Annotated in this window: 7 protein-coding genes; 4 read left to right on the forward strand and 3 right to left on the reverse strand. The window is 71.4% G+C overall.

What is annotated here, in order from left to right:
• Nucleotides 1–41: 41 nt before the first annotated feature.
• A complete protein-coding gene (locus tag ABZ780_RS05520) occupies nt 42–2,138 on the reverse strand; it encodes a S9 family peptidase (protein ID WP_357484486.1) in 2,097 nt (698 codons plus the stop codon).
• 96 nt (nt 2,139–2,234) lie between these two features.
• Here ABZ780_RS05520 and ABZ780_RS05525 point away from each other — a divergent pair, with 96 nt between their 5' ends.
• Complete coding sequence (locus ABZ780_RS05525; RefSeq protein ID WP_357484489.1) at nt 2,235–3,593, forward strand: FAD-binding oxidoreductase; 1,359 nt, start codon at nt 2,235–2,237, stop codon at nt 3,591–3,593.
• Nucleotides 3,594–3,637: 44 nt separating this feature from the next.
• Here ABZ780_RS05525 and ABZ780_RS05530 read toward each other — a convergent pair whose 3' ends face one another.
• Nucleotides 3,638–5,701 (reverse strand): SpoIIE family protein phosphatase, encoded by a 2,064-nt coding sequence (locus ABZ780_RS05530; RefSeq protein ID WP_357484492.1) that lies wholly within the window; start codon nt 5,699–5,701, stop codon nt 3,638–3,640.
• A gap of 281 nt (nt 5,702–5,982) precedes the next feature.
• Between ABZ780_RS05530 and ABZ780_RS05535 the strand changes: the two genes are divergently transcribed.
• Nucleotides 5,983–10,350 carry a HAMP domain-containing protein gene (locus ABZ780_RS05535; RefSeq protein WP_357484495.1) on the forward strand — a complete coding sequence of 1,456 codons (4,368 nt, stop codon included), beginning with the start codon at nt 5,983–5,985 and terminating at the stop codon, nt 10,348–10,350.
• Nucleotides 10,347–10,901: a response regulator gene (locus ABZ780_RS05540; RefSeq protein ID WP_357003816.1), complete on the forward strand. Its 555-nt coding sequence runs from the start codon at nt 10,347–10,349 to the stop codon at nt 10,899–10,901. Before ABZ780_RS05535 ends, ABZ780_RS05540 begins: the two co-directional genes overlap by 4 nt.
• A 57-nt stretch (nt 10,902–10,958) precedes the next feature.
• On the opposite strand, the gene ABZ780_RS05545 is transcribed toward ABZ780_RS05540, so the two are convergent.
• Nucleotides 10,959–11,294: an STAS domain-containing protein gene (locus ABZ780_RS05545; RefSeq protein WP_357003819.1), complete on the reverse strand. Its 336-nt coding sequence runs from the start codon at nt 11,292–11,294 to the stop codon at nt 10,959–10,961.
• Nucleotides 11,295–11,486: 192 nt separating this feature from the next.
• Between ABZ780_RS05545 and hemL the strand changes: the two genes are divergently transcribed.
• Nucleotides 11,487–12,824: a glutamate-1-semialdehyde 2,1-aminomutase gene (gene hemL, locus ABZ780_RS05550; protein WP_357484499.1), complete on the forward strand. Its 1,338-nt coding sequence runs from the start codon at nt 11,487–11,489 to the stop codon at nt 12,822–12,824.

The raw sequence follows: 12,824 nt of genomic DNA on the forward strand, positions 1-12,824 counted from the left end.
ACTTCCACGATCGAGCGCGATCATCGCCTGGCGTGGCCGAGTCAGGCGCGGCCGATGCGGTCCAGGATCCAGGCGCTGACGAAGGCCTCCTCACGCCAGGAGTCGTAGCGGCCACTCGGGCCACCGTGCCCGGCGCCCATCTCGGTCTTGAGCAGGTAGTCGCCGGCCGGGGCGGTCGCCCGCAGCCGCGCGATCCACTTCGCCGGCTCGGAGTAGAGCACCCGCGTGTCGTTGAGGCTGGTCACCGCGAGGATCGCCGGATAGTCCACCGCGACAACGTTCTCGTACGGCGTGTAGGACTTCATGTACGCGTACACCTCGGGGTCGTCGAGGGGGTTGCCCCACTCCTCCCACTCGGTGACGGTCAGTGGCAGTGACGGGTCGAGGATCGAGGTGAGCGCGTCCACGAACGGCACCTGCGCGACGATCCCGGTGAACGCGTCCGGGGCGAGGTTGGCGACCGCGCCCATCAACAGACCGCCGGCCGAGGCGCCCCGGGCGACCAGCCGGTCACTGGCCGTCCAGCCGGCCTTGACCAGGTGTCGGGCGCACGCCACGAAGTCGGTGAAGGTGTTCTTCTTGGCCAGCAGCTTGCCCTGGTCGTACCAGCGTCGGCCCAGCTCGCCGCCGCCCCGCGTGTGCGCCACCGCGAAGATGACGCCCCGGTCCAGCAGGGACAGCCGGGACACCGAGAACCACGGGTCCATGCTGGCCTCGTACGAGCCGTAGCCGTACAGCACACAGGGGGCCGAGCCGTCGCGGGGCGTACCGACCCGGTAGACCAGCGAGATCGGCACCCGGGTGCCGTCGTCGGCCAGCGCCCAGTCGCGGTGCTGCTCGTACTCGGCCGGGTCAAACGGCCGGCCGTCCGGGCCGGGCAGCACCGGCTTCTGCTTGCGCAGCACCATCTGCCGGGTCACCAGGTCGTAGTCGTAGATCGAGTCGGGGGTGACCAGCGAGGAGTAGCGCAGCCGGACCTGCCCGGTGCGGTACTCCGGGTTGGCGTCCAGCCCGACGCTGTAGAGCGGCTCGGGGAAGTCGATGTCGTATGCGTCGTCGCTGCCCACCGGCAACACCCGAAGCCCGGTGAGCCCCTCGGTGCGCAGGGACACCACCAGGTGGTTCGCGAACGCGTCGACGGCCTCCAGCCGGGTGCCCGGGGTGTGCTCGATCAGCGGCACCCAGTCGCCGGGTACGTCGGCCGAGGTGAACGCCAGCGCGAAGTCCTCCGCGCCGTCGTTGTGCAGGATCAGGAAGCGGTGGCCGTGGTGCTCCACCGCGTATTCGACGCCTTGGCGGCGGGGCGCGATCACGGCGGGCGCGCCGGTCGGGTTGCCGGCCGGGATCACCAACACCTCGCTGGTGATCTTGCTGTGGATGTCGATCAGGATGAACTTCTCCGACCGGGTCAGCTCCACGCCCACCCAGAACCGCTCGTCGTCCTCCTGGTGGACCACGACGTCGTCAGCGGCAGCGGCGCCGATGGTGTGCCGCCAGACCCGGTTGGGCCGCCAGGCGTCGTCCACCGTCACGTAGAACAGCGCCGACGCGTCGGCCGACCAGGCGGTGCCGTAGAACGTGTCCGGCACCTCGTCCGGCAACAGCTCGCCGGTGCTCAGGTCCTTTACCCGCAGGGTGAACCGCTCGTCGCCGGAGAAGTCCGTCGAGTACGCCAGCCAGCGGCCGTCCGGGCTGACGTCGAACGCGCCGAGGGAGAAGAATTCGTGCCCCTCGGCGAGCTGGTTGCCGTCGAGCAGCACCTCCTCGCCGTCCAGGGGTACGCCGTCGACGCTGACCGGCGGCTCGGTCTCGCCGTCGCGGACCGCGCGCCGGCAGTGCACCTCGTACTGCTGGCCCTCGATCGTCCGGGTGTAGTACCAGTACCCGCCCTTGCAGGTCGGCACGGACAGGTCAGATTCCTGGGTGCGCTGGCGGGTCTCCTCGAACAGCTCCGCCCGGAGGGCGGCCAGGTGCGCGGTGCGCTCCTCGGTGTACGCGTTCTCAGCCGTCAGGTAGGCGATCGTCTCCGGGTCGTCCTTGGCGGCGAGCCAGGCGTACTCGTCGATGACGGTGTCGCCGTGGTGGGTGCGCTCGGCGGGCACCCGCTTCGCCGCGGGCGGGGCAGTCTCGGTGGTCACGGCGGCCACGTTACCGGCCGGCCGACGCCGCGCGGCGGACCAGCGGCATCTCGATCGCCATCACCACATCATTCGAACACATGTACGATAGCCGGCATGGCGGCAGCAGCGAGTTCCCTCGGCCGGTCCGGCGCTATCGAGATCACCCGGCGGTTGACGGCGATCTGCGGTCCGCCGTTCGCCCGGCTCGCCGGGCCGGCCGACGAGGTGGCCGGGCAGCCGGCTCGCTGGGTGGCCGTGCCGGGTGGCCCACACGCCGCGGCCGAGGTGCTGCGGTTGGCCGCCGCGCACGACTTCGCGGTGGTGCCGCGCGGCGCCGGCACGAAGATCGACTGGGGTGCCACCCCCACGCAGGTCGACATCCTGCTCGACACCGGCCGGCTGGCGGGCATCGGTCACGAGCCGGTGGGCGCGCCGGTGGCCGAGGTGGGCGCGGGCACCCCACTGCGGGCCGTGCAGGCCACTCTGGAACGCACCGGGCAGCGGCTCGCCATGGACGCCCCGTCACCCGGCGCGACTCTGGGCGGGGTGCTCGCCGCCGGGGAGGCCGGCCCGCTCCGGCACCGCCACGGCAGCCCTTGCGACCAGCTCATCGGGGTCCGCTATCTGGGTGCCGACGGTGAGCTGGTCAGCGCCGGTGGCGGCGCACCCGGGCTCGACCTGGCCCGGCTGCTCTGCGGCTCGCAGGGCGCGCTCGGCGTGCTGGTCTCGGCGAGCCTGCGGGTGCAGCCGGTGCCGGCCAGCCGGCTCTGGGTGTCCCGGCCGGTGTGGACCCCGCTGGAGGTGCACGACCTGGTCCGGATGATCCTCGCCGCCCGACTGGAGCCGGCGGCCATCGAGCTGGACCTGCCCGCCGGGGCACCCCGGCCGCGCACTCCGTACCCGCCCGGCCACCCGGCCGCGACCGCCCGGGAGCGCCATCCGTCGATGTCCGGGCGGTCCAGCGCCCCGTCCCGGGCGGGCAGCCTGGTGGTGCTGCTGGAGGGCGGCCCGGCCGACGTCACCGAGCGCGCCGAACGACTGGTCGGCCTGCTGCACGGGGAGGCGACGGTCACCCACTCCGCGCCGCCGTGGTGGCGCCGCTACCCGTTCGCGCCCGGCGACACGGCGTTGCGCCTGGAGGTGCCGATCACCGACCTGCACGCCGCCGTCTACGCGCTGCGCGACGCGGCCGGTTCCCCCGTGCCGGTGCGCGGCTCCGCCGGGCTGGGCGTGGTGCACGCGGCGCTGCCCGGCACGCTGGCCCCCGACCGGGTGGCGTCCATCCTGGCCGCCGTCCGTGGGGTGCTGCTGGCCCGGCAGGGCCGCTGCGTGGTGGTCTCCGCTCCCGCTGCGGTCCGGCAGGCCGTCGACCTGTGGGGCGAGCTGGCCGGCCTGGCCCGCCTGCACGCCGCGAAGGAGCACCTCGACCCGGGGCACCGCCTCGCCCCGGGCCGCCTCCCCGGCGGCGGGTGACCCAGCGCCGCCACGGCGAGCGCCAGCGGCTCGACGTCCGCCGGTCAGACCTTGTCGTTGCGGAGCACCAGCAGGGCGATGTCGTCCCGGGGTGGCTCGACCGAGAAGTTGATCGCGGCGGCGCGCAGTCGGGCGGCTACCACGTCGGCCGAGTACCCGGCCAGTGGCGCTGCGGCGTCGCGCAGCCGGTCGGTGCCGAACAGCTCCCGGCCACGCCGTCGCTCGGTGACCCCGTCGGTGTAGAAGATCAGCGAGTCGCCCGGGGCAAGCGTGATCTCCGCCGTCGGCGAGATGATCGTGTCGAGCAGGCCCAACGCCGTCCCTCCGGTGCCGACGAACCGGGCGCCGCCCGCGCCGGCCAGCAGCACCGGCCGGTCGTGCCCGGCCAGGTGCAGCGAGACGTCCAGTTGGCCGCCGTCGCCCACCCCGACCGCCGCGAGGGCCAGCGTGCAGTACCGGCCGCCGCCCCGCTCGACAAGCGTCTCGTTGAGCCGGGCCAGTGCCTCCGGCAGTGGCTTGCCGTCGCCGACCAGCACGCGGATCACGTCCCGGACGAGGCCGGTCACGGCGGCTGCCTGCACCCCCTTGCCCGAGACGTCCCCGATGACCACGAGCCAGCGCCCGTCGGGCAGCGGCACCACGTCGTAGAAGTCGCCGCCCACCTCCGCGTCGTCGCCCGTCGGGACGTACTCGGCGGCGAAGCCGATCCCGTCCACCACCGGCAGCACGGGCGGCAGCAGGGATTGCTGGAGCGCCTGCGCGACCCGCCGACGTTCGGCGTGGATCCGGGCGTTCTCGATGGCCAGCGCGGCGCGGCGGGCCACGTCCTCCAGCACGGCCATCTGGTCCGGGTCGTGCCGGTGTCGTTGGTGCCGGCCCACTGCCAGGGTGCCGAGCCGCTGACCGCGCACGATCAGTGGGACCGCGAAGCCCTCCATCGGCCCGCCGAGCGGGATCTGCGCCGCACCGCGGGACGCCCCGCGCAGTCGGGCCTGGATGGAATCCGGGCCGGTCTCCGCCAGCACCTTGTGCAACTGCGGCAACGCCGACTCGTCGGCGTGACTGGCCGCCGCCAGCCGGAGCCGACCCCACTCGTCGGTGGTGTGCACCGCGCACCACTGGCCGAGCCGGGGCACCACGAGCTGCGGGATCAGCGCCATCGTCAGCTCGACGTCCAACGACTGCGCCAGCAGTTCGCTGACCTCGGCCAGGAACGTCAACCACGCCTGCCGGCGGACGTCGGCCCGGCGCAGCCGGTCGTTCTCCAGGTGCAGCGACAACCGCTCGGCGGTGAGCACCGCCAGCGGCCGGGCGTACGCCGACGGCGCCGTGTCCAGCTCCAGCTCACCGGCGTACGGGCGCTGCACGGTCAACGGCACCCGGAGCAGTTCGCTGCCGGGGCGGGGCTGTCGGCCGAAGCGGGCCAGCAGTTGTGGGCCCTGCCCGTCGCCCCGGTCCAGGCGGATCGTGCCGCCGGCCGCGCCCACCATCTCGGCGACCCGGCTGAGCAGGCTGGCGGCGAAGTCGGGCAGCGGATCGTCGGCGTGCACGTCGGGAGCGGTCTGCATAAGTTCGCTCATGGCACCGGCGCTCGGCGCGGAGTTGTCGGCGGCATCGGCCGTCGTCGACGTACCCCCGGAGCTGGCCTCGGCCGGCGCGTTGGCCCCGGGCCGGTCCAGCCGGAACCAGACGCCCTTGCCGGTGGGCAGGTACGTGGTGCCCCAGCGGCTGGCGAAGTGGTCGACCAGCAGCAGCCCTCGACCTCGCTCCGAGACCTCGTTGATCTCCGTTGCGTCGTTGCGGCTGCCGATGGTCAGCTCGTCGTCGCCGGAGCCGGGCGCGAAGTCGGAGACGGTCACGGACAGCCCGGCCTCGTCCGCGATGACCTCGATGTCCAGTTCGGTACGGGCGTGCTCGACGGCGTTGGTGGTCAGCTCGGTGGTGAGCAGCAGCGCCTCGTTGGCCAGTTCGTCCAGGTGCGCCTCGGTCAGCACCGAGCGGACGACGGCACGGGCGGCGGCGGGTGTACGGCGGTCAGCGGGCAGGCGGACACGCCGGACCGCCCCGTTCCGGGCCTCGGCCGTCGCAGGCCCCGCCTCGGCTGACACTCTCGTATCCTCTACCGTCCCCCACCCGAGTGCCAAGCCGATCAACGATCGTCGGCCAGGCGGCCCGGTCGGTCGATGCGACGGATGGGCGGATCGAGGTCGGTGCGACAGGTCTGGCGTCCGGGCGAGGTCTGGGGTTGGCCGTGCCGGTCTGAGGGCTACGGATTGCCAGCCGGATGCCGCTCGGCGGGTCGCGCACCCTGGCACCACGGCGAACGCGGGCACAATATGGGGTGCCGGTGTGTCCGCAGGGCCGGTGCCCCCGAGTGGAGCGAGGAATGATGACCACGGCGAAGCAGTCGGTGGCGGATCCGTCCGCGCCCGACCACGAGGCGCTCCTCGGTGAGTTGACCGAGGCGCTGCGACGGGTCCGTCGCGGCGACCTGAAGGTCCGGCTTCCCCGCCGCGCCGGTACTGCCGGTGAGGTGGCGGACGCCTTCAACGAGGTGGTCTCGGTCCAGGAGCGGCAGTACCTGGACCTGCGGCGGATCAGTCGGATCGTCGGTCGGGACGGCCGGCTCACCGAACGGCTCGACGACGAGGGGTTGGACGGCGCCTGGGCGGAGGCGCAGCGGACCGTCAACTCGCTGATCGACGACCTGGGCCGGCCGACGACCGAGATCGCCCGGGTCATCGTGGCGGTCGCGGACGGCGATCTGTCCCAGCACATGGCCCTGGAGATCGACGGGCGGCCGCTGCGCGGCGAATATCTGCGGATCGGCCGCACGGTCAACACGATGGTCGACCAGCTCTCGTCGTTCTCCAACGAGGTGACCCGGGTGGCCCGTGAGGTGGGCACCGAGGGCAAGCTGGGCGGCCAGGCCGATGTGCGGGGCGTCGCCGGCACCTGGAAGGACCTCACCGACTCGGTCAACACCATGGCGTCGAACCTGACCGGCCAGGTGCGGTCGATCTCGCAGGTGGCGACCGCGGTGGCCAAGGGCGACCTGTCGCAGAAGATCACGGTCAGCGCGCGGGGCGAGGTCGCCGAGCTGGCCGACACCATGAACTACCTCACCGACACGCTGCGGCTCTTCGCCGAGCAGGTGACCCGGGTGGCGCGCGAGGTGGGCACCGAGGGCAAGCTCGGCGGTCAGGCCGAGGTGCCGAACGTGGCCGGCACCTGGAAGGACCTGACCGACAGCGTCAACTCGATGGCGTCCAACCTGACGGCCCAGGTCCGCAACATCGCCCAGGTGTCGACGGCGGTGGCGCGGGGTGACCTGTCGCAGAAGATCACGGTGGCGGCGCAGGGCGAGATCCTGGAGCTGAAGGACACCGTCAACACGATGGTGGATCAGCTGTCGTCGTTCGCCGACGAGGTGACCCGGGTCGCCCGCGAGGTCGGCATCGAGGGCAAGCTGGGCGGCCAGGCGCAGGTGCGCGGGGTCTCCGGCACCTGGCGGGACCTCACCGAGAACGTCAACCAGCTGGCCGGCAACCTGACCAGCCAGGTGCGCAACATCTCGCAGGTGTCGACGGCGGTGGCGCGGGGTGACCTGTCGCAGAAGATCACGGTGGACGCGCAGGGCGAGATCCTGGAGCTGAAGAACACCGTCAACACGATGGTGGACCAGCTCTCGTCGTTCGCCGACGAGGTGACCCGGGTGGCCCGTGAGGTGGGCACTGAGGGCAAGCTGGGTGGTCAGGCCCAGGTCAAGGGCGTCAGTGGTACGTGGCGGGACTTGACCGACAACGTGAACTCGATGGCGTCGAACCTGACCAGTCAGGTCCGCAACATCGCCTCGGTGACAACGGCGGTGGCGAAGGGCGACCTGTCGCAGAAGATCACGGTGGACGCGCGGGGCGAGATCCTGGAGTTGAAGTCCACGGTCAACACGATGGTGGATCAGCTGTCGTCGTTCGCCGACGAGGTGACCCGGGTCGCGCGTGAGGTGGGCACCGAGGGCAAGCTGGGCGGTCAGGCGCAGGTGCGCGGGGTCGCCGGCACCTGGCGGGACCTGACCGACAACGTGAACTCGATGGCGTCCAACCTGACCGCCCAGGTCCGCAACATCGCCCAGGTCTCGACGGCGGTGGCGAAGGGCGACCTGAGCCAGAAGATCACGGTGGACGCGCGGGGCGAGATCCTGGAGCTGAAGTCCACGGTCAACACGATGGTGGACCAGTTGTCGTCGTTCGCCGACGAGGTGACCCGGGTCGCGCGTGAGGTGGGCACTGAGGGCAAGCTGGGTGGTCAGGCCCAGGTCAAGGGCGTCAGTGGTACGTGGCGGGACTTGACCGACAACGTGAACTCGATGGCGTCGAACCTGACCAGTCAGGTCCGCAACATCGCCTCGGTGACCACGGCCGTGGCGAAGGGCGACCTGTCGCAGAAGATCACGGTGGACGCGCAGGGCGAGATCCTGGAGCTGAAGTCCACGGTCAACACGATGGTGGACCAGCTCTCGTCGTTCGCCGACGAGGTGACCCGGGTGGCCCGCGAGGTCGGCATCGAGGGCAAGCTCGGCGGTCAGGCGCAGGTGAAGGGCGTCTCCGGCACCTGGCGGGACCTCACCGAGAACGTCAACCAGCTCGCCTCGACGCTTACCACCCAGTTGCGGGCCATCGCCCAGGTGTCCACGTCGGTGACCCGGGGTGACCTGACCCAGCGGATCGCGGTGAAGGCGCAGGGCGAGGTCGCCGAGCTGAAGGACAACATCAACCAGATGATCGTCACCCTCCGGGAGACGACCAAGAAGAACGCCGAGCAGGGCTGGCTGGACTCCAACCTGGCCCGGATCGGTGGCCTGTTGCAGGGCCAGCGTGACCTGGGCGAGGTCTGCCGCATGATCATGACGGAGGTGACGCCGCTGGTCGACGCCCAGCTCGGCGCCTTCTTCCTGGCCGACGAGACCGACGGCAGCGTGCGGCTGCGGCTGACCTCGTCCTACGGGTACGTGGCGCGCGGGCACGACGTCACCTTCGGCCCGGGTGAGGGGCTGGTCGGCCAGACCGCGCTGTCCCGCCGGACGATCCGGGTCAGCGCCTCCCCGAACAGCCGGCTCACCCTGCGCTCCGGCCTGGCCGAGACGCCCCCGTCCGACCTGGTGGTGCTCCCCGTGCTCTTCGAGGGGGAACTGCTCGGGGTGATCGAGTTCGCCAGTGTGGCGGCCTTCTCCGAGCTGCACCTGTCGTTCCTGGAGCGGCTGGTTCTCACCATCGGTGTCGCGGTCAACACCATCCAGGCCAACCGGCGTACGGAGGAGCTGCTGGCCCAGTCGCAGCGGCTCGCGCACGAGCTTCAGGAGCAGTCCGCGGAGTTGCAGCGCACCAACGCCGAGCTGGAGGAGAAGGCCACCCTGCTCTCCGAGCAGAAGGGCAACATCGAGACGAAGAACCGGGAGATCGAGCTGGCCCGGCTCGGCCTGGAGGAGAAGGCGCAGCAGCTCACCCGGGCATCGGCGTACAAGTCGGAGTTCCTGGCCAACATGAGCCACGAGCTGCGTACGCCGTTGAACTCGTTGCTGCTGCTGGCGCGACTGCTGGCGGAGAACTCGGAGCAGAACCTCAACCCGAAGCAGATCGAGTTCGCGCGGACCATCCACAGTGCCGGCTCGGACCTGCTCTCGTTGATCGACGACATCCTGGACCTGTCCAAGATCGAGGCGGGTCGGATGGACGTCGAGCCGACCGAGATCCGGTTCGCCGAGATCCGCGGCTACGTCGAGCAGGCGTTCGCGCCACAGGCCGAGGAGAAGAACCTGGACTTCCAGGTACGGGTGAGCAAGGATCTGCCGCCGGCGCTGGTCACCGACGCGCAGCGGTTGCAGCAGATCCTGCGCAACCTGCTCTCCAACGCGGTGAAGTTCACCGACAACGGCGCGGTGACGTTGCGGATCGCGCCAGCGGCGGAGAACGCGGTCTTCGACGTGCCGGCGTTGACCAACGCCCAGCAGGTGATCGCGTTCACCGTGATCGACACCGGGATAGGCATCTCCGACGACAAGCTGTCGATCATCTTCGAGGCGTTCCAGCAGGCGGACGGCACGACCAGCCGCCGCTACGGCGGCACCGGCCTGGGGCTGTCGATCAGCCGCGACCTGGCCCGGCTGATCGGTGGCGCCATCACCGTGTCGTCGGCGCCCGGGCAGGGTTCGACGTTCACCCTGTTCGTGCCGCAGGTGCTGGCACCGGACGCGGTGGTCGCGCCCCTGTCGCCGTCGCCGCAGCGCGCCGGCCTGCCGTCGTCGCTGCTGATGCCGCCGCTGGAGCTGCTGCCGGAGCGGCCGGAGGCACCGGTCACCCGTCAGTTGGACGGCGCCACGGTGCTGATCGTGGACGACGACGTCCGCAATGTCTTCGCCCTGACCAGCGCGTTGGAGCTGCACGGCATGACCGTGCTGTACTCGGACAACGGGGCGGACGGCGTCCGCCTGCTGGCCGAGCACCCGGAGGTGGACATCGTGCTGATGGACGCCATGATGCCGGACCAGGACGGATACGAGACGACCCGGCAGATCCGCCGTAACCACCGGTTCGCCGACCTTCCCGTCGTCTTCCTGACCGCGAAGGCGATGCCGGGTGACCGTGAGTCGGCGCTCGCGGCCGGGGGAAGCGACTACATCACCAAGCCGGTCGATCTGGACGATTTGATTGAATTGATGTCGTCCTGGATCAGCGGCAGCCGAAGCAAGGAGATCTCGTGACCCAGATCGCCAAGGCGCTGCTCGTGGACGACCGGCGGGAGAACCTGATGGCCCTGGAGGCGATCCTCCAGGGCCTGCCGGTTCAGTCGGTGGCGGTGGAGAGCGGCGAGGCGGCTCTCAAGCAGTTGTTGGTGGACGACTTCGCGGTGATCCTCTTGGACGCGCAGATGCCGGACATGGACGGCTTCGAGACGGCCAGCCACATCAAGCGCCGCGAGCGGACCCGGCATGTGCCGATCATCTTCCTCACGGCGGCGGACCGGGACGCCCAGCTCGCCCTGCGCGGCTATCAGGTGGGGGCGGTGGACTACCTGACCAAGCCCTTCGACCCGTGGGTGCTGCGGGCCAAGGTGTCGGTCTTCGTCGAGCTGTGGGTGAAGACCCGGCAGTTGGCCGCCCAGTCGGACCTGGTCCGGGAACGCGACACGCAGTGGCGGCGGCTCACCGACGCGGTCGACGAGGCGACGACCCTGCTCCGCTCCGACGACCCGGAGGGCCGGGAGCGGGCGATGGAAATGCTGGAGCAGGCCCGCTGGGGCAGCAACTCCTGACGGCTCCCGCTCTGCCCTCGCCGGTTCAGCCCTCGGCGGGGCGGAGGTGGCCTGGGGTCAGCCGGCGGGCTGGTCGTTGCGGATCATCAGGGCGCTGCGGAGGCCGGTGATGTCCAGGACGCGGATCAGGAAGTCGCCGACGTGGGTGAGCATCAGCAGGCTCTGCGCGCGACTGGCCTTGCGACTGAGCACCACCAGGGTGCCCAGGCCCTGCGAGTCGCAGAAGGTGACGCCCTCAAGGTCGAGCACGATCCGGGGAGGCGGGTCGGCGAGAACCTCGTTGACCACGGTCGAGAGCTGGGAGGCCGTGAGCATGTCGATCTCACCGGCGAGGCGCAGCACTGCTTCGTCGCCTGTCCGGTGAAGCGTGATCGAAAGCTCGGCACGATCCACCCGGTCAGCCTAGCGCGATCCAGCCGCCCCAGCCCGTCGGGAGCCGCGCGCCGGCCCCCACGTCACCTCCGTGCCGCCCTCCGCCAGCCCTGCGTTCGTGCTGCTGGGAGGCGCCCGGGGTGGGTGAGTCCGGTAACGTCGGCCCGGGGTGGCTGCGGATTGGCAGGCCGGCGCTGACACAATGGCCGCATCGTGACCGACATCGTTTCCGCCGGATCTGGCCGCTACCCGGCCGACGCGCCGGCCTCCGAGGCCCTGTTCCACCGCGCCCGCGCCATTGTGCCGGGCGGGGTGAACTCCCCTGTGCGCGCCTTCCAGGCGGTCGGCGGCACCCCGCGCTTCATGGTCCGTGGCGAGGGCCCCTGGCTGTTCGACGCCGACGGCCGCCGCTACGTCGACCTGGTCTGCTCGTGGGGTCCGCTGATCCTCGGGCACGCCCACCCGGAGGTGGTGGACGCCGTGCAGGCTGCCGCCGCCCGGGGCACCAGCTTCGGCACCCCCACACCGGGCGAGGTGGAGTTGGCCGCCGAGATCGTCGACCGGACCCCGGTGGAGCAGGTACGCCTGGTCAACTCGGGCACCGAGGCCACCATGTCGGCGATCCGGCTGGCCCGGGGCTTCACCGGCCGCTCCAAGATCGTCAAGTTCGCCGGCTGCTACCACGGCCACGTCGACGCGCTGCTCGCCGCCGCCGGGTCCGGAGTGGCGACCCTCGGCCTGCCCGACTCGCCCGGCGTCACCGGCGCGGCGGCCAGCGAGACGATCGTGCTGCCGTACAACGACATCCGGGCCGTCGAGGAGGCCTTCGCCGCCGAGGGCGAACACATCGCCGCGGTGATCACCGAGGCCGCGGCAGGCAACATGGGCGTGGTCGCGCCCCGCGACGGCTTCAACTCCCAGCTCGCCCGGATCGCGCACGCGCACGGCGCCCTGCTCGTCGTGGACGAGGTGATGACCGGGTTCCGGGTCTCCCGCGCCGGCTGGCACGGCCTCGACGCCTCCGACGCCGACCTGTGGACGTACGGCAAGGTCATGGGTGGTGGCCTGCCCGCCGCGGCGTTCGGCGGGCGCGCGGAGATCATGGCGCGGCTGGCCCCGGCCGGCCCGGTCTACCAGGCCGGCACGCTCTCCGGTAACCCGCTGGCCTGCGCCGCCGGCCTGGCCACGCTGCGGCTGGCCGACGACGCGCTCTACCGCAAACTCGACGACACGGCCGCCGTCGTGGGCAAGCTCGCGTCCGACGCGCTGGCCGCCGCCGGGGTTCCGCACCACCTGTCGTACGCGGGCAGCATGTTCTCGATCTTCTTCACCGACGCCGATGTCGTCGACTACGACAGCGCCCGCACCCAGCAGGTGCCGGCGTTCAAGGCGTTCTTCCACGCGATGCTCGCCGCCGGCGTCTATCTGCCGCCGAGCGCGTTCGAGTCGTGGTTCGTCTCGGCGGCGATCGACGACGCCGTTCTGGAGCACATCGCCGCCGCCCTGCCGACGGCGGCGAATGCGGCGGCAGCGGCTGGTAACGGGGGGTAA

It is taken from the genome of Micromonospora sp. NPDC047467 (assembly GCF_040643095.1).
Classification (GTDB): domain Bacteria; phylum Actinomycetota; class Actinomycetes; order Mycobacteriales; family Micromonosporaceae; genus Micromonospora.

Excerpts from the sequence above, each read along its gene's own strand:
- ABZ780_RS05525 (WP_357484489.1), top strand. The coding sequence starts at position 2,235 with ATGGCGGCAGCAGCGAGTTCCCTCGGCCGGTCCGGCGCTATCGAGATC.
- ABZ780_RS05535 (WP_357484495.1), top strand. The coding sequence starts at position 5,983 with ATGACCACGGCGAAGCAGTCGGTGGCGGATCCGTCCGCGCCCGACCAC.